The sequence below is a fragment of the Desulforadius tongensis genome (genome assembly GCF_016907915.1).
Classification (GTDB): Bacteria; Bacillota; Desulfotomaculia; order Desulfotomaculales; family Desulfohalotomaculaceae; genus Desulforadius; species Desulforadius tongensis.
Genome location: NZ_JAFBCW010000009.1, coordinates 78,735 through 96,918, shown reverse-complemented (window position 1 = coordinate 96,918; position 18,184 = coordinate 78,735). Strand labels below are relative to the sequence as shown.

The 18,184-nt window shown below is 48.1% G+C and carries 23 protein-coding genes; 21 read left to right on the top strand and 2 right to left on the bottom strand.

Annotated elements, in window-relative coordinates; genetic code table 11:
* The first annotated feature begins 292 nt into the window (after positions 1–292).
* From JOC37_RS05370 to JOC37_RS05335, 8 genes are all read left to right on the top strand, one after another.
* Positions 293–1,186 carry a copper transporter gene (locus tag JOC37_RS05370; RefSeq protein WP_204616876.1) on the top strand — a complete coding sequence of 298 codons (894 nt, stop codon included), beginning with the start codon at positions 293–295 and terminating at the stop codon, positions 1,184–1,186.
* Positions 1,179–1,877, top strand: a complete 699-nt coding sequence (locus JOC37_RS05365) for a glycosyltransferase family 2 protein (RefSeq protein WP_204616875.1) — start codon at positions 1,179–1,181, stop codon at positions 1,875–1,877. The genes JOC37_RS05370 and JOC37_RS05365 overlap by 8 nt, the downstream gene beginning before the upstream one ends.
* Positions 1,878–1,934: 57 nt before the next feature.
* Positions 1,935–2,801: a hypothetical protein gene (locus JOC37_RS05360; RefSeq protein WP_204616874.1), complete on the top strand. Its 867-nt coding sequence runs from the start codon at positions 1,935–1,937 to the stop codon at positions 2,799–2,801.
* A 401-nt stretch (positions 2,802–3,202) separates the two neighbouring features.
* Positions 3,203–3,883, top strand: a complete 681-nt coding sequence (locus JOC37_RS05355; protein ID WP_204616873.1) for a hypothetical protein — start codon at positions 3,203–3,205, stop codon at positions 3,881–3,883.
* An 85-nt stretch (positions 3,884–3,968) separates the two neighbouring features.
* The gene (locus tag JOC37_RS05350; protein ID WP_204616872.1) at positions 3,969–4,187 is read left to right on the top strand and encodes a 4Fe-4S binding protein; all 219 of its coding nucleotides are present in this window, start codon (positions 3,969–3,971) and stop codon (positions 4,185–4,187) included.
* Positions 4,184–5,251 carry a 3-methyl-2-oxobutanoate dehydrogenase subunit VorB gene (locus JOC37_RS05345; protein WP_204616871.1) on the top strand — a complete coding sequence of 356 codons (1,068 nt, stop codon included), beginning with the start codon at positions 4,184–4,186 and terminating at the stop codon, positions 5,249–5,251. The genes JOC37_RS05350 and JOC37_RS05345 overlap by 4 nt, the downstream gene beginning before the upstream one ends.
* The gene (locus JOC37_RS05340) at positions 5,251–6,000 is read left to right on the top strand and encodes a thiamine pyrophosphate-dependent enzyme (RefSeq protein ID WP_420797276.1); all 750 of its coding nucleotides are present in this window, start codon (positions 5,251–5,253) and stop codon (positions 5,998–6,000) included. Before JOC37_RS05345 ends, JOC37_RS05340 begins: the two co-directional genes overlap by 1 nt.
* 1 nt (position 6,001) lies before the next feature.
* Positions 6,002–6,547: a 2-oxoacid:acceptor oxidoreductase family protein gene (locus JOC37_RS05335; protein WP_204616870.1), complete on the top strand. Its 546-nt coding sequence runs from the start codon at positions 6,002–6,004 to the stop codon at positions 6,545–6,547.
* 117 nt (positions 6,548–6,664) lie between these two features.
* Here the strand turns inward: JOC37_RS05335 and JOC37_RS05330 are convergent, their stop codons facing one another.
* Positions 6,665–6,835: an alpha/beta-type small acid-soluble spore protein gene (locus JOC37_RS05330; protein ID WP_204616869.1), complete on the bottom strand. Its 171-nt coding sequence runs from the start codon at positions 6,833–6,835 to the stop codon at positions 6,665–6,667.
* Positions 6,836–7,073: 238 nt separating this feature from the next.
* On the opposite strand from JOC37_RS05330, the gene JOC37_RS05325 reads away from it, so the two are divergent.
* Together JOC37_RS05325 and JOC37_RS05320 are read left to right on the top strand one after the other, a co-directional pair.
* Complete coding sequence (locus JOC37_RS05325; RefSeq protein WP_204616868.1) at positions 7,074–8,189, top strand: M20/M25/M40 family metallo-hydrolase; 1,116 nt, start codon at positions 7,074–7,076, stop codon at positions 8,187–8,189.
* Positions 8,190–8,206: 17 nt separating this feature from the next.
* Positions 8,207–9,286: a DUF3866 family protein gene (locus JOC37_RS05320; RefSeq protein ID WP_204616867.1), complete on the top strand. Its 1,080-nt coding sequence runs from the start codon at positions 8,207–8,209 to the stop codon at positions 9,284–9,286.
* Between the two features lie 6 nt (positions 9,287–9,292).
* On the opposite strand, the gene mciZ is transcribed toward JOC37_RS05320, so the two are convergent.
* Positions 9,293–9,430: a Z-ring formation inhibitor MciZ gene (gene mciZ / locus JOC37_RS05315; RefSeq protein WP_204616866.1), complete on the bottom strand. Its 138-nt coding sequence runs from the start codon at positions 9,428–9,430 to the stop codon at positions 9,293–9,295.
* Between the two features lie 82 nt (positions 9,431–9,512).
* On the opposite strand from mciZ, the gene JOC37_RS05310 reads away from it, so the two are divergent.
* The 11 genes from JOC37_RS05310 (at position 9,513) to JOC37_RS05260 (ending at position 18,172) form a co-directional block, all read left to right on the top strand.
* Entirely contained in the window at positions 9,513–10,175 is a 663-nt protein-coding gene (locus JOC37_RS05310; RefSeq protein ID WP_204616865.1) for a hypothetical protein, read from the top strand.
* A gap of 66 nt (positions 10,176–10,241) precedes the next feature.
* Entirely contained in the window at positions 10,242–10,871 is a 630-nt protein-coding gene (spoIIM, locus tag JOC37_RS05305; protein WP_204616864.1) for a stage II sporulation protein M, read from the top strand.
* 16 nt (positions 10,872–10,887) lie between these two features.
* A complete protein-coding gene (locus JOC37_RS05300) occupies positions 10,888–11,151 on the top strand; it encodes a hypothetical protein (protein ID WP_204616863.1) in 264 nt (87 codons plus the stop codon).
* Between the two features lie 81 nt (positions 11,152–11,232).
* Positions 11,233–12,123: a site-specific tyrosine recombinase XerD gene (gene xerD, locus JOC37_RS05295; protein WP_204616862.1), complete on the top strand. Its 891-nt coding sequence runs from the start codon at positions 11,233–11,235 to the stop codon at positions 12,121–12,123.
* A gap of 106 nt (positions 12,124–12,229) precedes the next feature.
* Positions 12,230–13,420 carry a phosphopentomutase gene (locus JOC37_RS05290; RefSeq protein WP_204616861.1) on the top strand — a complete coding sequence of 397 codons (1,191 nt, stop codon included), beginning with the start codon at positions 12,230–12,232 and terminating at the stop codon, positions 13,418–13,420.
* Positions 13,421–14,731 (top strand): pyrimidine-nucleoside phosphorylase, encoded by a 1,311-nt coding sequence (locus tag JOC37_RS05285; protein WP_204616860.1) that lies wholly within the window; start codon positions 13,421–13,423, stop codon positions 14,729–14,731. It begins immediately after the preceding gene.
* Between the two features lie 97 nt (positions 14,732–14,828).
* Positions 14,829–16,004, top strand: a complete 1,176-nt coding sequence (locus JOC37_RS05280; protein WP_204616859.1) for a D-alanyl-D-alanine carboxypeptidase family protein — start codon at positions 14,829–14,831, stop codon at positions 16,002–16,004.
* Positions 16,005–16,237: 233 nt separating this feature from the next.
* Positions 16,238–16,576, top strand: a complete 339-nt coding sequence (gene spoIIAA / locus JOC37_RS05275; RefSeq protein ID WP_204616858.1) for an anti-sigma F factor antagonist — start codon at positions 16,238–16,240, stop codon at positions 16,574–16,576.
* A gap of 17 nt (positions 16,577–16,593) precedes the next feature.
* Positions 16,594–17,037, top strand: a complete 444-nt coding sequence (spoIIAB, locus tag JOC37_RS05270; RefSeq protein ID WP_204616857.1) for an anti-sigma F factor — start codon at positions 16,594–16,596, stop codon at positions 17,035–17,037.
* Positions 17,038–17,049: 12 nt separating this feature from the next.
* The gene (gene sigF, locus JOC37_RS05265) at positions 17,050–17,826 is read left to right on the top strand and encodes an RNA polymerase sporulation sigma factor SigF (RefSeq protein ID WP_204616856.1); all 777 of its coding nucleotides are present in this window, start codon (positions 17,050–17,052) and stop codon (positions 17,824–17,826) included.
* Between the two features lie 151 nt (positions 17,827–17,977).
* Positions 17,978–18,172 (top strand): dodecin family protein, encoded by a 195-nt coding sequence (locus JOC37_RS05260; RefSeq protein WP_338017341.1) that lies wholly within the window; start codon positions 17,978–17,980, stop codon positions 18,170–18,172.
* Positions 18,173–18,184 lie beyond the last annotated feature (12 nt).

Below are 18,184 nucleotides of genomic sequence, written 5' to 3'. Positions count from 1 at the left end.
TTTTAGATTTTTCGTCGATGAAGTGTCGCAAAGACACGCAGTGAAAGTCGGGCGCAGAGACGGAAAACTATTTCAGGTAGAGGTAACACCTCTCTCAGGGTAGTACGGCTGAACCTCGCGTTCAACGGCGGGACATTCTTTGGAATGGCTCACCCTTTGCATATCCGAAAGGGTATGACCTAGCAGTTGAAGCCTGTGACGCTGCCGCCCGTTTTATTCGGAACGGGTGAAAAACTCTATCATTGCTTAACTTTTGTTAGCTTTTGATAGGTTTTAGAAACCAGGTAAAAAAGTGATATTAGACTTCCGCTATCACATTGTTACCCTGGTGGCAGTGTTTTTAGCCCTGGGAATTGGAATTATTATTGGAAGTGCACTCTTAGGTAACGATGCCATTGTACAGCAGCAAAAAGAAATTACCGACCGGTTGGAACAGCAATTGCAGGAAATCCGTTTAGAAAACAAGGCAGTACAGGCTAAGCTGAACGAAATGGAAGTAGACAGAACCATCCAGCAGCAGTTTGAAAAACAGGTACTGCCGGCTCTTGTTTCCGGTAAACTGGCCGGTCAAAACGTAGCCATTATTGAAACCAACAACTACGGGTTAAGAGATGAGCTGCTCAATACGCTGGAAAAGGCCGGGGCTAAAGTTTCTTCTATTACAACGATATTGAACGGCTTAAGTTTGGGGAACCGGAAAGATGAACTTGCGGCCGCTTTAGGTCTGCAGGATGGTAAGGAAAATGATGTGATTAAAGAATTATCCAGGATATTGGCTGAAGGAATTTCCACCGGTGAAAAACAGGTGGTGTTAAACACTTTAGCCCAGGCAGAGCTGATTAAGAGCGTTGGCGAGTATGGGGTGCCGCTGAACGCGGTGATTGTGGTGGGTGGAAGCACCAGTAAGTCACTAATTAAAACAAAAGTGATAGATAATGTGATAATTGATTATTTTCTAGCCCATGGAATACCGGTCTTTGGGGTTGAAGAGTCCGGGGTTACATACTCATATATGAAAGATTATCAGAGATTTAATATTAGTACGGTGGATAACATAGAAACAGCAGCGGGTCAGCTGGCTTTGGTTTACGCCATGAGCGGCAAACCCGGGCATTATGGGGAAAAGCCCACCGCAAAGCGCCTGCTGCCTACCCTGGATAATCCGGAGGCGGTAAACAATGAGTAATTATCCCCCGGTGTCGGTGGTTATACCTGCTTATAATGAATCAAAGTACATATATCACACCGTCAGCGCGGCCAAGAATATTCCGGAAGTTACCGAGGTAATAGTGGTGGACGATGCTTCACAGGATGATACCGCTTTGAAAGCCGAACAAGCGGGAGCCCGGGTAATAAAATTAGCTTCAAATTTGGGCAAAGGCGGCGCGTTAACCCGGGGTGTGCAGGAAGCAGTGGGAGAAGTACTGCTGCTGATGGACGGCGATTTAGGTGATACTGCCCGCCAGGGCAGGGAACTGCTGCTGCCTGTTCTGGAAGGGAATGTCGATATGACGGTGGCTAAGTTTCCCCGCTCCAACAAAAAGGCCGGTTTTGGATTGGTAAAGGGGTTGGCCCGGGCCGGCATCCGGTATTTTGCCGGTATAGAGGTGGAAGCCCCGCTATCCGGTCAAAGGGCTATGACCCGTAAAGTGGCGGAGGATATTATGCCCTTTGCCTCCGGTTACGGGGTAGAAGTTGGTTTAACCATAAAGGTAGCCCGGTTGGGTTATAAAATAATGGAGGTTCCGGTGCAAATGACCCATGCCGAAACCGGCCGGGACTGGGCCGGGTTTAAGCACCGGGGCAGGCAGTTTATACATGTGGCCAAAGAGCTGGCCTTTTGTATGCTGCGGTACGGCAAACTGCCCAGTCGTTAAACCGGTGCCGGCGGTATTTGAATTTCAGTTTAAAGACTAAGGGTAGGTGCTTGATTATTGTTTGCCACTGATAATTTAAGCCCGGCAGTGCTGTTTTTACTGAACCTTATATTGGGCATTGCCGCTGCCGGTATAGTAACCTCACCGGTGGTAAAAATGGTGTACCGTTCTGAATTTGTCCGGCCTAACTTTAAAGGTGACCCCATTCCGGTGGGAGTGGGTTTTATCTTTCTTTTGACAGCTTTAATTGCCCTAACGGTGGATTACCTGCTGTTACCCGGTCTGCTGGGAAATAGGGGAACAATATTTATACTGGGCCTATCTGTTATTACCTTCTTGGGCTTTGTGGATGACACGCTGGGTAACCGTCAGGCATCCGGTTTAAAGGGCCATTTTAAGGCCCTGTTAAAAGGAGAATTAACCACCGGTGGGCTGAAAGCCCTTGGGGGTGGTGTGCTGGCCTTATTGATTACTTTAATTGACTACCGGGGAAAATTTGGTTTGGACGTTTCAATTATTAACATAATAGTAAGCACTTTAATTATTGCTCTTTCTATTAATGCCGTCAACCTGCTGGATTTGCGCCCGGGCAGGGCGGGAAAGGGCTTTTTATTATTGGCGGTGGTGATTATAATACTGTCATGGGGGAGTTATGATATACTGCCCCTGGCGTTGATAACGGGCAGTTTGTTAATTTATCTGCCCTGGGATTTAAAAGCCAAAACCATGATGGGCGATACCGGATCCAATGCTTTGGGATTAACCATTGGCGTTACTGCTGCCTGGTCATTTGACAGTGCCGCAAAATTAATTTATCTCGGCTTTTTGATTTTCTTTCACCTGTTTACTGAAAAATATTCCTTGACTAAAGTCATTGCCGGTAATAAAATACTAAATTACTTAGATAAGCTGGGACGGGAATAGTGTCCGAATACTGGGTGTCAGTATTCGGACATTTTTTAACCAAAATAATTTAAAGGTATTTTCTGAATTCACGTCGAACTTTAGTTTTAAAATAACATTTTTCAGGGTAGACATTCATGCCATAAATGGCACCAACAGAGGATGAAAAGCAGGTGGTCTTTTGTACAAGTGAACGTTTATGGATGAGCCGCTGCCAAACTAAGCGAGGGATGACGGTGAAGGCAGGGGGCCGCACAGGAAGTGCGGCACCGGTATCTGAGTCACGGACGACGAATATGCCGGGGGCCCTGCCGGAAGCGGCAGACCCAGCGCTAAGTTTGGCCGGCGAAGGAATTTCAGCGAACATTACAAAAGCTACCGGCTTAGCAGGATAACATTTTTCAGGATAGTAGGTGTTGTAAATGGAACTTGTACCACGCCCGGTAACTATTTTTACCGGCAATTTAGGCAGCGGCAAAACGGAAATTGCTATAAATTTTGCCTTAAACCTGCTTCGGCAGCAGCAGAAAGTTTCCCTGGTGGATTTAGACATTATTAACCCTTACTTTCGCACCAGGCTGGCCAGGGACTGCCTGGCGGGAGCCGGGTTAAATGTGGTCTGTCCAACAGCAGAGCTGGCCAATGCCGATGTGCCTGCCCTGTCACCGGCCATTCGCGGTGCTCTGCAGGTTGAAGACGGTTACTGCGTCTGCGATGTGGGCGGTGATGATGTGGGAGCCGTTGCGCTGGGTCGGTTTAAACCTTACCTGCCTACCGGACGGTTTAATTTTTACTTTGTGGTTAATGCCTGCCGCCCCCTAACCGGAACGGTGGAGGATATACATAAAATGCTTCATAGTATTGAAAAAAGTGCCCATCTTAAAGCCACTGCTCTGGTGAACAACACCAATTTGGGTGCGGAAACCGACGCCCAGGTGGTATTGAACGGTGAAAAAGTGGTGCGGCAGGCAGCAGACAAGTTAGGTCTGCCGGTGGCCTTTACCGCCGCCCGCAGGGAAATAGTGCCCCGGCTGCGGAAAGAAGGTTTACATAAAATATTACCGCTGGATTTTTATATGCTGCCCCCTTGGAAAAGAGAATAAAGGCAATCAACCGGTTGTCTTTATATAAATAGCAAATTTTTAAAATCAACCAGTTAGTTAACATAATCCAAAGGAGGTTGTACAGTTGGCGCGGGTTACATTTCGAGAAGAACGCTGTAAGGGCTGCGAGTTATGTATAGCAGTGTGCCCCGAAAAAATTATTGTGCTGGCGGAACACATCAACGCCATGGGTTTTCACCCCGCAACGGTGGTAGAGCAGGAAAAATGCAAAGGTTGCGCCATGTGTGCCAGAATGTGTCCTGACGTAGTTATAGAGGTGGAAAGAGAGGTGGCAGAAGCGTGAGTAAAATACTGATGAAGGGTAACGAAGCCATAGGCGAGGGGGCCATCAGGGCCGGCTGCCGGCATTTCTTCGGCTACCCCATTACACCCCAGAGTGAGCTGCCCCACTATTTGGCCAAGCGAATGCCTGAGATAGGCGGGGTGTTTTTGCAGGCTGAAAGTGAAGTTTCGGCAATTAATATGGTATATGGTGCCGCCGGCGCAGGCATGAGAGTGATGACTTCCAGTTCCAGTCCCGGTCTTTCATTAATGCAGGAGGGTATTTCATACCTGGTGGGTGCTGAACTGCCCTGCGTTATAGTTAACATAATGCGTGGGGGCCCGGGATTGGGCAACATTGCCCCGGCCCAAAGTGATTACTTCCAGAGCACCAAAGGCGGTGGCCACGGTGATTACAAGCTCATTACGCTGGCACCGGAATCGGTACAGGAAATAATTGACCTAATGGCCAAAGCCTTTGATTTAGGCGACCAGTACAGAACCCCGGTGATGCTGCTTGGAGACGGTATACTGGGGCAAATGATGGAACCGGTGGAACTGGGTGAAATACAAGAAGTTAAACAAGCCGCTAAACCCTGGGCGGCCACCGGCATGAGGGGACGGGGTAAACCCAATATAATTAACTCCCTGTACATTGACCCGGAAGATTGTGAAAACATCAATAAAAAATTGTTTGCTAAATATGCTCAAATTGCGGCCAAAGAACAAATGTGGGAAGAGTACCAGCTGGAAGGGGCGGAAATTGTACTTACCGCCTACGGTACTGCGGCCAGAATTTGCAAATCCGCAGTTGACAAGGCCAGGGCGAAAGGAATTAAAGCGGGTTTAATTCGCCCCATTACACTTTGGCCCTTCCCTGGGAGTGTAATAGCCCGGGCTGCAGAGACTGCCAAGTGTTTCTTAACGGTGGAAATGAGCATGGGTCAAATGGTAGAAGATGTGCGTTTGGCGGTAAACGGTACGTGCCCGGTATATTTTTACGGCCGGACCGGCGGTGTGGTGCCGTTGGTGTCTGACGTGCTGGCCGAAATAGAAAAACTGGTGGATGGAGGTGACCGGGAGTAATGATGAAAAAAGTATTTACCAGGCCCAAGGCTTTAACTGATAAACCCTTCCACTACTGTCCCGGTTGTACCCACGGCATCATTCATCGCCTGGTGGCTGAAGTAATTGATGAGCTGGGTGTGGCTGACAACACGGTGGGTGTCTGCCCCGTTGGGTGCTCAGTGTTTGCATATAACTACTTTAATGTGGACATGTTTCAGGCTTCCCACGGCCGTGCCCCGGCGGTGGCCACAGGTATCAAACGTTCACTGCCGGATCGCGTGGTTTTCACTTACCAGGGGGACGGTGATTTGGCATCCATCGGTACGGCAGAAATAATACATGCTGCTGCCAGATCGGAAAAATTTACCACTATTTTTGTCAACAACGCTGTTTACGGTATGACCGGCGGTCAAATGGCTCCCACCACACTGCTGGGACAAAAAACCACCACCACTCCCAAGGGCCGGGATAAAGAACAGGCCGGTTTTCCTGTTAAAGTGGCGGAAATGTTAAGTACACTGGATGGTGCGGCCTATGTGGCCAGGGTGTCGGTGCACAATCCAACCCATGTAAATAAAGCCAAAAAGGCCATTAAAAAAGCCTTTGAAGTACAGATCAGCGGCCAGGGCTTTGCCTTGGTGGAGGTACTGTCTACCTGTCCCACCAACTGGGGAATGCCGCCCAACGAAGCACTAAAGTGGCTGGAAGAAAACATGATCCCCTATTATCCATTGGGCATATATAAAGAGCCGGCGGAGGTGAAATAAAATGTTAGAAGAAATTTTAATTGCCGGTTTTGGCGGCCAGGGCGTGCTGTCCACCGGGCAGCTGCTGGCCAATGCCGGAATGATTGAAGATAAACATGTGGCCTGGATTCCTTCCTATGGCCCGGAAATGCGCGGCGGCACGGCTAACTGCGGTGTTACCATATCTGATGAGCCCATCAGCTCCCCGCTGGTTACCGAACCGACCACATTAATAGTGATGACCCGGCCCGCTTTAGAAAAATTTGAAAAGGCAGTGGTGCCCGGCGGGAGAATTCTCATCAATTCATCGCTGGTGGAGCAGGACGTTAAGCGGGATGACGTTACGGTATTAAAAATACCGGCCAACCAAATAGCTGAAGAAATAGGGAATCCCAGGGTGGCCAACAGCGTTATTTTAGGGGCTCTAATTAAGCTCACCGGCATTGTAACCATTGAATCGGTGGTGGAATCGCTGAAAAAAGTGCTTCCCCCCAGAAGGCACAACATGATTCCCGCCAACCGGGAAGCATTGGAGCGGGGTGCCCAGCTGGCAGAGGAACTGGGATAAACGGCACAAAGCGGCATTATCAGAGAATAAAAACACCGGCATCCATTTACAGGAGTGAACGCTCTTGCAAATGGGGCCGGTTTTTTTATAGGAGTGTGTTTTACGCTATTTTTATAATTAAATCATGTTTTCTTCAGCCTTTTGAACGGCCAGCTTTACAAAATACCCACATTCCCGGGAAGTTAAATTGCCGTAGTCTGAAGTGGCCCCCATTATTTTGTGTTCTACACCCATTTCCCTGGCCAGCAGATGTTTTGCTGCCGTGGATAATATTTTTTGCCTGGCCATGGTAATATCACCCCTTTAATAAATAGTTTTTTATAGTATCACAAAAAAACGGAAATAATATATTACTATTTACCTGGATTTAAATATAAAAAGTTCCACTGGTGTAAAAATAATTGAATTGCAGTTTAATAAATGCTAACATTTTCCTATACACTGTTATAAAATCAGCTTTTAATACCCGGAAGTAAATATGGTTATGTTATTATTGATTAGTAAACTTTTACAGGGGTGATATTTTTTGATTAACCGGGAACGAGTAGTGGAAGAATTCTTAGAACTGGTGAAAATTGACAGTCCATCGGGGCATGAAAGGGAAATAGCCCGGGTGCTGAAAAGGAAGTTAACTGATCTGGGGTTTGAGGTATATGAGGATAATGCCGGCGGCCAGGTGGGGGCCTCTGCCGGTAACTTAATTGCTGCGCTGCCCGGTAGCGGTAAGGGACCGGTGCTGTTTTTATGTGCCCATATGGATACAGTGGAGCCCGGGCGGAATATTAATCCGGTGATAAAAGACGGGGTTATTACTTCCCAGGGTGAAACGGTACTGGGAGCCGATGATAAAGCCGGAATTGCCGCCATATTGGAAGCAGTGAGAACCATTAAAGAAAATAATATAGAGCATGGCGGTTTAGAGGTGATTTTTACCATTTGGGAAGAAGGAGGCCTTAAAGGCTCCAAAGCCCTTGATTACAGTAAAATAAAGGCCAAAATGGGCTACGTGCTGGACAGTGACGGTGAACCGGGCACGATAATAATTACTGCGCCGGCTCAAAACTCCATTGTAGCCACCATCAAGGGTAAAGCTGCCCACGCCGGTCAGTGCCCGGAAGACGGTATTAACGCTATTCAGGTGGCCTCCCGGGCCATTGCCAAAATGAAACTGGGCCGAATTGATGAAGAAACCACCGCCAACATCGGCATTATCCGGGGAGGAAAAGCCACCAATATCGTGCCGGATAACATTTATTTGGAAGGGGAAGCCCGCAGCTTGAGCCTGGAAAAATTAGAGGCGCAGACAAAACACATGTGCCAGGTGCTGCAGCAGGAAGCAGAGGCAGCGGGAGCAGAAATCAAAATAGATGTGGAAAAACAATACCATACAATTAATTTAAGTGCCGATGACCGGGTGGTGCAGCTGGCGGTGGAAGCAGCCGAAACCCTGGGGCTGAAACCGGTGTTGACCGGTACCGGGGGCGGCAGTGATGCCAATATCTTCAACGGTAAAGGTTTTGCCTGTGCCAACCTGGGTATAGCCATGAATAAGGTTCACACCACCGAAGAAAGTATTAAAGTGGAAGACCTGTGCAAAATGGCCGAATATGTTACAGAAATAGTAAAGGCTGCAAATAAATAAACCTTGGAGGGGTTGTTTTGATTCGCATTAGGCAGGGTGAGGTGGTGAAAATACTGGCTCAAAGGCCGGAAATCACTGAAATACTGGTTAATGTAGACGGCCGGCATCAAAGGGCGGTTAATTATGATCACCTCACCGGAACGGTTCAGGTTGGGGATACGGTGGTGCTCAATACCACCGCCGTGCATAAAAAACTGGGTACCGGCGGCAGCCATTTTGTAATGGCCAATTTGAACCAGCAAAGTACAGACCCGCCGGAGGCGGGGCATATTATGAAACTCAGGTATACCCCCTGCCAGGTTAAAGTGCTGTCGGTGGAAGAGGATGACAGCCCTTATTCTCAAGTGATGAAACAAATCACTTCACTGGAGGGAATGCCGGTGGTGGCGGCCACACTGCACAGCATGCTCCCCGCCGCTGCCGCGGCCCTGCACAGGTTAGGACGGGGGCGCTGGCGGGTGGCCTATATTATGACTGACGGGGCGGCCCTGCCCATTGCTTTGAGCAGCATGGTAAAGCTGCTGAAAGAAAAAAAGATCATTCATCATACCATAACCTGCGGTCATGCCTTTGGTGGAGATTTAGAAGCTGTAAACATATACAGTGCCCTTCTGGCCGCCAAGGCGGTGGCCAAGGCTGACGTGGCAGTGGTGGCCATGGGACCGGGTATTGTGGGTACAGGTTCTAAATACGGCTACACCGGCCTGGAACAAGGCCAGGTGGTAAATGCCGTTCACACCCTGGGGGGACGGGCGGTGGCTGTACCCCGCATCAGCTTTGCCGACCGGCGGGAACGCCACAGAGGGCTCAGCCATCACACAGGCACCGCTTTGGGTGATGTGGCCCTGGCCAGGTGTACTGTGGCCCTGCCCCGGTTGGAAGGTGAAAAAAAAGCTCTGGTTGAGCAGCAGTTAAAGACCAGCGGTATCAGTGAAAAGCATGACATAATAGAAGTGGATGCCACCCCCGCCATCGAAGCATTAAGGGAGGCCGGGATAAATGTGACCACCATGGGCCGCACCATAGAACAGGACCGGGAATTTTTCCTGGCGGCAGGGGCAGCGGGAGTTGTGGCGGCCCGGTTTTTAAATAAATGAACAACCTCAATTCAGCCGGGTTTTTATTAGTTCGTAAACTGTATCATAACTGCCGGCATATTCAGCCAGCAGCTTACGCACATCCCTTACTTTGCCAATGATAAAGAGGCCGTTACGGTAAACATATACTTCAGTTAAATTCATAACTTAAAGCTCCTTTCACTGGATATGTTCCAGTATATGAACAAGCAGCAAAAGTTATGACCAGAAAGGTTGTTGAAATCAAATGGCAGCGACGGTTAACTTAACTGTTAACGCCAGCGGTGCAGCGGCTGCTGCCCAAAACGGCCAGGTGGTGGTGATTGTAGATGTTATCGACATGTCTACCACCTGTGAAGCAGCACTGGATGCCGGTGCGCTGGCGGTATACGGTGCGGCGCCGGATAATGCCCGCTGCCCGGTGCAGATAAATCCTCAAAATATAGGGGAAATTGCCGGTAGGCGGGCCGTTGAGGCCGGTACCGATATAGTTTTAGTGGCCGAACCCAGAGTGGGCAGTGATTCTGAAAGGTTAAACACCGTGTCAAAGGTGGTTAGCGGCATAAAAAAATCCGGGGCCCGGGTAGGGGCTGTACTGCCAAACCTGGGGGCCGAAACGGCCAAGCTGGCGGATTTAAAAGGACGGGTTTTGGTGGCTGCCACCGGAACCGGTGGGGTGGCCTACGACGCTGCTGTTACCGCCGGTGCTCCGGCGGTGTTAACCGCCACGGTGGCCAGAACCATGCAAAAAAAAGGAGTTACCCCCGCCAGGGAAGGGGCCCGGAGGGCACTGGCCGCGGCCAGAGATTTAAATACCGGCATCACAGTGGTGGCTGCCACCGCCAACTCACTGGAAGACATACTGGCGGCAGAGTACCTGGTAAAGCTCATAATTATGGGACAAGCTTGAGGTTCTATAACCACGCCCCCGTGCATAACATGTATGGACAGGTTATTATGCACAGGGGGCGTTGTTATGTCCAATATTCAGAAAATGTGGCTGGCCTCACTTCGTGCCCACTGGTTATACCTGCTGATAGTGCTGCTGTTTTTTGGCTTTGGCTGCACATTGGGTATATTAGCTGTTGATTATCTTGATAATGATCAAGTGAACAAACTGGGTTCATATTTAGATACTTTTATTGAACAAGCAGCCACCATCAATATAGATTCCCAGCGGGCGGTTAAATCCAGTATAATGAACAATTTAATTGTTGTGCTGGCTGTGTACCTGATGGGTTTAACGGTGTTAGGTATTCCCATGGTATTGGCACTGCTTTTTTTCAGGGGGTTTGTACTGGGGTTTGCCGTTGGTTTTTTAACCAAACAAAAGGCCTGGCAGGGCACGCTGCTGGCAGTGGTATCCATTTTGCCTCAAAATCTATTTTATATACCTGCTTTACTTATGGCCGCGGTGGCATCACTGTCGTTTTCGGTGCTGCTGGTAAAGAGGTACTTTAATACGCAGCTGGCTGTTTGGCCTAGTTTTCTAGGGTATAATTTGTTAATGCTCATTGCTGCCGCGGCGGCGGTGGGAGCGGGATTTGTAGAGGCATATTTCACGCCCTGGTTAATAAAAACTTCTGCTGCGGTATTAACAGGGTAGATAATGGAGGGGTATCATGATTATTATAGTGGCCAAAAAATTAAGATACAGAGTAATACAGGTACTGCGCATGCTGTTTGCATTGGCAATACTGATTGTTTTAGTTGCTCAACTGATAAATACCATTAAATCTGCCGGCATTTCTAAAGAGTTAAACAACCGGTATCCCGGTGGCAGTTCCATAAAAGTGGAACAGGAGGTTATCACAGACCGGGAGGAACATAAAAATACCCTGGATAAACTGTTAGAGAAATTAAAAGCATATCACCGCGGCCAGTAAAAAGATAACAGAGGATTTTAAGCATTTTATGTGGAAATAGTCTGTCAACAGGACTATTTCTTTTTTTAAGGGGGTTGCCGGGTGGAGAAAATAATTAACTCTTTTATACATTATTTATCGGTGGAAAGAGGGCTGTCTAAAAATACATTGTTATCGTACCAAATGGATTTAGAGCAGTATACCGCCTATCTACGTCAGCAGGGCGTGACCGGGCTGGAGAACACCTCTAAAAGCAGCATTATTGGTTATTTAATGCATCTGCAAAAGCAGGGCCGGGCACCGGCCACCATTTCCCGCCGGTTGGCGGCGTTAAAGGCGCTGTACCGCTTTATGCTCAGTGAAGATTTAATTAGTGAAGACCCCGCTGCAAATTTAGAATCACCCCGGCTGAGCCAGCGACTGCCCCAGGTATTAACATTCCAAGAAGTGGAAACGCTGCTGGAACAACCGCAGCTGGATCAACCGGCGGGACAGCGGGATAAAGCAATGTTAGAACTGCTTTATGCTACCGGGATAAGAGTATCGGAGCTGGTGTCATTAAACCTAGAAGATGTTAACTTAGAAATGGGATTTGTACGCTGTTTCGGCAAAGGGTCAAAGGAAAGGATCGTTCCCCTGGGTTCGGTGGCCGCAAAGTATGTGGAAGTATACTTGACTAGGGGAAGGATAAAACTAACCAAGAATAAAAAAGAAGAAAAAGCACTGTTTGTTAATCATCACGGGAAAAGATTAACCCGCCAGGGTTTTTGGAAAATCATAAAAAAATATGCCCGTAAGGGCGGCATAGGTAAATCAATTACACCGCATACCCTGCGGCACTCATTTGCCACGCACCTGCTGGAAAACGGTGCCGATTTGCGCTCGGTACAGGAAATGCTGGGACACTCTGATATAACCACCACACAGATTTATACGCACCTAACCAAGAGCAGGTTAAAAGAAGTATATTCCCAAACACATCCCAGGGCGTGAGTACCCGGCAGTACAGCGGGATACGCCTTTCAAGGCAGGCATTCATGCTCCCTTGCGGCACCATCAGGGGATGTAGACTATTATAGATTTAAGGAGTGTATTATAAATGACTCAATACAACATCAACCGCGTTATATTAATTGTACTGGATAGTGTGGGTATTGGCGAACTGCCAGATGCTGCAGAATACGGCGACAGCGGCAGCAACACCCTGGCCAACACGGCCAAAGCAGTGGGCGGGCTTAATTTACCCAACATGGCCAATTTAGGCCTGGGCAACATTGCCGAAATTGACGGAGTTCCGCCGGCCGCCAGCCCTGCCGGGGCCTATGGCAAGATGGGTGAGAAATCACCGGGAAAAGATACCACCACCGGGCACTGGGAATTATCCGGGGTCATATTGGACGAGCCTTTTCCGGTTTTTCCCAATGGTTTTCCCGCTTCCTTTATTGAACAATACCAAAAACGCATCGGCAGGGAAATACTGGGCAACAAACCTGCGTCCGGAACTAAAATTATTGAAGAATTGGGCCGGCAGCATATGGAAACGGGTAAACCAATTGTTTACACTTCCGCGGACAGTGTGTTTCAAATTGCGGCCCATGAAGAAATAATCCCGCTGGATCAGTTGTACCATTTTTGTAAAATTGCCCGGGAAATGCTCACCGGTGACCTGGCGGTGGGTAGGGTAATTGCCCGTCCATTCCTGGGTCAACCCGGCAGTTTTAAACGCACTGCCAACCGCCATGATTATTCCTTACCGCCTGTAAAAACAACAATACTGGATGTGCTTACAGAAAACAATATTGATGTTATGGCAGTGGGAAAAATAGTGGATATATTTGCCGGACGGGGAATAACTGATTACGTGCGCACCAAAAGCAATATGGACGGGGTGCACAAAACCATAGAGTACATGCGCGGTGACAACAGGGGATTAATCTTTACCAACCTGGTGGAATACGACCAAATGTACGGCCACCGCAACGACCCCCAGGGTTATGCCAAAGCATTGGAAGAATTTGATGCCCAGCTGCCGGAAATTATAAATGCATTAAATGACGACGATATTCTCATAATAACTGCAGATCACGGGTGCGACCCCACCACCGAGAGTACGGACCATTCCCGGGAATATGTACCGCTCTTGGTTTATGGTCCCCGGGTACGGGGTGGGGTTAACCTGGGAGTGCGCAGCACCTTTTCCGATGTGGCGGCAACCATAGCAGAAATTTTTAACGTTCCCTTTACAGTGGGCACCGGTTTTGCCGGTAAAGTATTAAAGGGGGGAAAATAAATGCGCATGTACGACCTGATAATGAAAAAACGGCAGGGTGAGGAATTGTCCGCTGAAGAAATTGACTTTATTGTTCAGGGTTATACCAGGGGTATAATTCCGGATTATCAAATTGCTGCCTGGTTAATGGCCGTTTATTTTCAAAAACTTTCCGCCAGGGAAACGGTAGATTTAACCATGTCTATGGTGAACTCCGGGGAGAAGTTAGATTTAAGTAAAGTACCCGGCCCCAAAGTGGACAAGCACAGCACCGGGGGTGTGGGGGATAAAACAACGCTGGTGCTGGCTCCCATGGTTGCTGCGGCGGGGGTACCGGTGGCCAAGATGTCCGGGCGGGGATTGGGCCATACCGGGGGAACCATCGATAAACTGGAATCCATCCGGGGCTTTAATGTATCATTAACTCAACAGCAGTTCTTCCAACAGTTAGAGAAAGTGAAAGTGGCCGTAGTGGCCCAAACCGGGGAACTGGCTCCAGCTGATAAAAAGTTTTATGCCCTGCGGGATGTTACCGCCACGGTGGACGATATTTCTCTGATCAGTTCCAGCATTATGAGCAAAAAAATAGCGGCAGGGGCGGAATCCATTGTTTTGGATGTCAAAGTGGGCAGTGGTGCTTTCATGCGCAATATTGACGATGCCTTTAAACTGGCCCGCACCATGGTGGAAATCGGGAATAGTGTGGGCCGGAATACCGTGGCTTTGGTCACCGATATGGATCAGCCCCTGGGTTTTGCGGTGGGCAATGCCGTGGAAGTGGCTGAAGCCATTGACACGCTGAAGGGCAGGGGCCCCCGGGATTTGTATACCCTGTGCTTGGAGCTGGGTGCTCAAATGATTGCCATGGCCGGGGTGGTTCCCAATGTGGAAGAAGGGAAAAAACACCTGCAGCAGCTGGTGGACAGCGGTGCGGCATTGGAAAAAATGAGAGAATTTATCACTGCCCAGAACGGTGATGCCGGTGTTGTGGACGACCCGGGTAAACTTCCCCAGGCCAAATATCAAGAGCAGGTATTGGCCGGGGATGACGGTTATGTACAGGCCATTGCTGCCGATGAAGTGGGTAAAGTGGCCATGCAGTTGGGAGCAGGCCGGGCTGCCAAAGAAGATAAAATTGATCATGCCGCCGGTTTGATATTACATAAAAAAATCGGTGATAAAGTGCAAACCGGGGAACCGCTGGCCACTCTGTACACCAATGATTCAAGCAGGATGCCCCAGGCCAAAGAGATGCTGTTAAAAACCTATACCATAGGTGCCCGGCAGCCCGAGCCCAGGAATATTATCCACGGGTTGGTAACCGGGCAGTAATAACTGTTTAATATCCAAAATGTACTAAACATTAAGTTTGTCCCCCTGTACCATAATATTGTCAATAGAAATGTATATTTCCAAGGGGGTAAAATTAATGTTAAAAAAAGCAACATCAATGCTTGTAACCTTAACGCTGCTGTTTGGCTTATTAATTTCCGCTGCCTGGGCCGGGCCCGAAAAGTTGGCGGAAGATAAGAAACCTGCCCTGGAAACCAGCGCTGAAGCAGCTATATTACTGGACTATCATTCCGGGCAGGTAATGTTCAGTAAGAATGCGGACAAAAGACTGCCCATGGCCAGCGTAACCAAACTTATGACCATGCTGCTGGCCTGTGAAGCCGAAGCAAAGGGTGAAGTGAAATTAAATGATGTGATAACGGCAAGCGAACACGCTGCGGGCATGGGCGGTTCGCAAATATATTTGGAACCGGGTGAAGAGTTTACTTTCCAAGAAATGATGATTGCCATTGCCACGGGGTCGGCAAATGATGCCAGTGTGGCGGTGGCGGAGCACATTGCCGGCAGTGAAGAAGCCTTTGTGCAAATGATGAATGATAAGGCTGAAGAATTGGGGCTTAACAACACCCATTTTACCAATCCCACCGGTTTACCGGCTGAAAACCATTACACCAGTGCGGCAGACATGGCGGTAATTCTGAGAGAAGCCCTTAAATATCCGCTGTTTAGAAAAGTTTCCGGTATTTATGAATACGATCTGCGAGATGGTGAATTTAAATTATGGAATACCAACAAACTTCTCAAGTGGTACCGGGGCTGTGATGCGGGAAAAACCGGCTGGACCAGTGAAGCCAAATACTGCTTGGCTGCCTCGGCGGAAAGGGATAACCTCAGGCTGATTTCAGTTGTACTGGGCTGCCCGCAGCCGAAAACCCACTTCCAAGAAACCATTAAGCTGTTTAACTTTGGATTTGCCCGCTACCAGGCAGTGGTACTGGCTAAAAAAGCGGAAAAAATAAAAACCGCAGCGGTGGAAAAGGGCATGGTAGACAGTATTGATGTGGTAACAGCTGAACAGGTTTCCGTGGTGGTTCCCCGGGGCGGGGATAAGGACATCAAAGGAAAGATTAAATTAACCCCTAGATTGGTGGCGCCGGTTGAAAAGGGGCAGGTTGTGGGTGAGTATACAGTGGTAAAGGACGGAAAAGAATTAAAAAAGGTAAACCTGGTTGCCGCAGCCGGTGTGGCCAAAGCATCACCTTTCCGGTTGATGGGCAAAGTGATGAATAAGGTATATAGTATGAATAAATGATGCCGGGGCTTAGTAAGATAACCTTTTCAGGGTAGATACCCGTGCCGGGTACGGCACCATCAGGCAGTAAAAAAGCAGGTGGCTTTAAAACGCAGTGGCGGGCTTGTGCAGGACTTAGGTAAGCCTGCCATTTTTTTGTATTTCGACATTTATTGTAGCGATCCAGGGCAGGAAAAACCGCTCATTAATAGAAAACATTATAAAATATTAATGGTAAAAATTGGGGGATGCTTATGCAGTGGAATTTTGAAGTAGATGCCAATACCCTGGTGGTAAGATTAGCCGGGGAATTTGACCTGGGTGCTGCCGATAAAATAAGAAGGGAATTGGATGATGCCCTTGATTCTTCAGAGGCCAGACATATCATCTTTAACCTCAGCAGCGTTACATATATTGACAGCACCGGTTTGGGAGTAATGTTAGGGCGGTATAAACGTATCTCTCAATACGGCGGGAAAATGGCGCTGGTTAATCCCCAGCCCCAGGTAAAACGGATATTAGAACTATCCGGGCTGCTGAGTATTATCACTGAGTACAGCGATGAAACAGAGGCACTGGCTAAAATTGACTAAGGAGGAAAACAGAAGCCTTGAAACTAATTAATCAATTCAAGTTACAATTTAAAAGTATAGCTGAAAATGTAGCCTTTGCCCGGGTAACGGTAGCTGCCTTTGCCTCTCAACTGGATTATACGCTGAACGATCTGGAAGAAATAAAAGTTGCCCTGTCCGAGGCGATAACAAATGCCATTGTGCATGGCTATGAGAATGACCATCAGCAAATTATTGAATTAACGGTTTCACTGACCGATGCAGGTATGGAAATACGGGTAGAAGACAAGGGAAAGGGCATAGAAGATATAGCCCGGGCCATGGAACCTACATATTCCACCGATCCCGAAAGAATGGGGCTTGGCTTTGTATTTATGCAGTCCTTTATGGATGAGTTTCAGGTGGATTCAGCCCCGGGCAAAGGCACCACAGTGGTAATGTTTAAAAAAGTAAACTCTGCTGCTGCAAATCCGGAGCATTAAGGCGGGTATTAAATGAGCGGAAGACTGCTGGAAATGAACCTACCCCGTTTTCCCCTGCTCAAAGATGAAGAAATGCGGGCATTAATAAAGAGAGCTCAATCGGGAGATACCGAAGCCCGGGACAGATTGGTAAACTGCAACCTAAAACTTGTTTTTAACTTGGTGCAGCGCTTTCAAAACCGTGGTTATGAAATGGAGGATCTCTTTCAAATCGGTACCATTGGTTTAATGAAAGCAATAGATAAGTTTGATTTAAGTTATGATGTAAAATTTTCCACCTATGCTGTACCGATGATTGTGGGGGAAATCAGGCGTTTTTTGCGGGATGACAGTCCCGTAAAGGTGAGCAGGTCATTAAAAGAAGCAGCGTACCGTATTCAAATGGTGAAGGAACAGCTTACCGCCAAGTTGGGGCGGGAACCATCGGTGGGGGAAATTGCCGACGAGCTGGGCTGCAGAAGGGAAGAAGTGGTTACAGCCATGGAAGCAGCCCAAACTCCCACTTCAATATATGAAACACTGCACCAGGATGACGGCGACCCGATATTTATATTAGACCAGCTGAGCAGTGAAGAGGATGGGGAAAATCCCTGGCTGGATACACTGGCAATAAAGGAACTGCTGATAAAACTTCCCGAGCGGGATCGAAAAATTATCCTGTGGCGCTTTTTTGAAGACCTAACCCAATCAGAAGTGGCTCAAAGATTGAATATATCCCAGGTGCAGGTATCGCGACTGGAAAGACAGGCCTTAAAAAAACTAAAACAACTGGCGTCTAACGACAGTTAAAGCGGGATGATGTAATTATTCATCCCGTTTTTTATGTGTGCCGCTAATGATGCTGGAGGATACTTAACCCCACATACCCTGTATAAAAACCACCGCAGAACAAATAATAGCTATGAATTGATAAGCCAAAACAAAGGAGGCAGTTAAGGCAGTGAAGCAGGCATACATAATTGAACTTACCGGCGAATCACCGGACAGCTGGCGTTTGGCAGTGCAAAACGCCATAACTGAAGCCGGTAAAAGTTTTGATAATATTACCGGGGTGGAAATTACCAGTTTAAAAGCCAAAGTGGAAAATGGAAAGCTGGTTAGATACAGTGCCAATATGAAGATAACTTATTTATAAATATTTGGGGGT

Coding starts and splice junctions, on each gene's coding strand:
- JOC37_RS05365 (WP_204616875.1), top strand. CDS start 1,179: ATGAGTAATTATCCCCCGGTGTCGGTGGTTATACCTGCTTATAATGAA.
- JOC37_RS05355 (WP_204616873.1), top strand. CDS start 3,203: ATGGAACTTGTACCACGCCCGGTAACTATTTTTACCGGCAATTTAGGC.
- JOC37_RS05340 (WP_420797276.1), top strand. CDS start 5,251: ATGATGAAAAAAGTATTTACCAGGCCCAAGGCTTTAACTGATAAACCC.
- JOC37_RS05335 (WP_204616870.1), top strand. CDS start 6,002: ATGTTAGAAGAAATTTTAATTGCCGGTTTTGGCGGCCAGGGCGTGCTG.
- JOC37_RS05330 (WP_204616869.1), bottom strand. CDS start 6,835: ATGGCCAGGCAAAAAATATTATCCACGGCAGCAAAACATCTGCTGGCC.
- mciZ (WP_204616866.1), bottom strand. CDS start 9,430: ATGAATTTAACTGAAGTATATGTTTACCGTAACGGCCTCTTTATCATT.
- JOC37_RS05310 (WP_204616865.1), top strand. CDS start 9,513: ATGGCAGCGACGGTTAACTTAACTGTTAACGCCAGCGGTGCAGCGGCT.
- spoIIM (WP_204616864.1), top strand. CDS start 10,242: ATGTCCAATATTCAGAAAATGTGGCTGGCCTCACTTCGTGCCCACTGG.
- JOC37_RS05300 (WP_204616863.1), top strand. CDS start 10,888: ATGATTATTATAGTGGCCAAAAAATTAAGATACAGAGTAATACAGGTA.
- JOC37_RS05290 (WP_204616861.1), top strand. CDS start 12,230: ATGACTCAATACAACATCAACCGCGTTATATTAATTGTACTGGATAGT.
- JOC37_RS05285 (WP_204616860.1), top strand. CDS start 13,421: ATGCGCATGTACGACCTGATAATGAAAAAACGGCAGGGTGAGGAATTG.
- JOC37_RS05280 (WP_204616859.1), top strand. CDS start 14,829: ATGTTAAAAAAAGCAACATCAATGCTTGTAACCTTAACGCTGCTGTTT.
- spoIIAA (WP_204616858.1), top strand. CDS start 16,238: ATGCAGTGGAATTTTGAAGTAGATGCCAATACCCTGGTGGTAAGATTA.
- sigF (WP_204616856.1), top strand. CDS start 17,050: ATGAGCGGAAGACTGCTGGAAATGAACCTACCCCGTTTTCCCCTGCTC.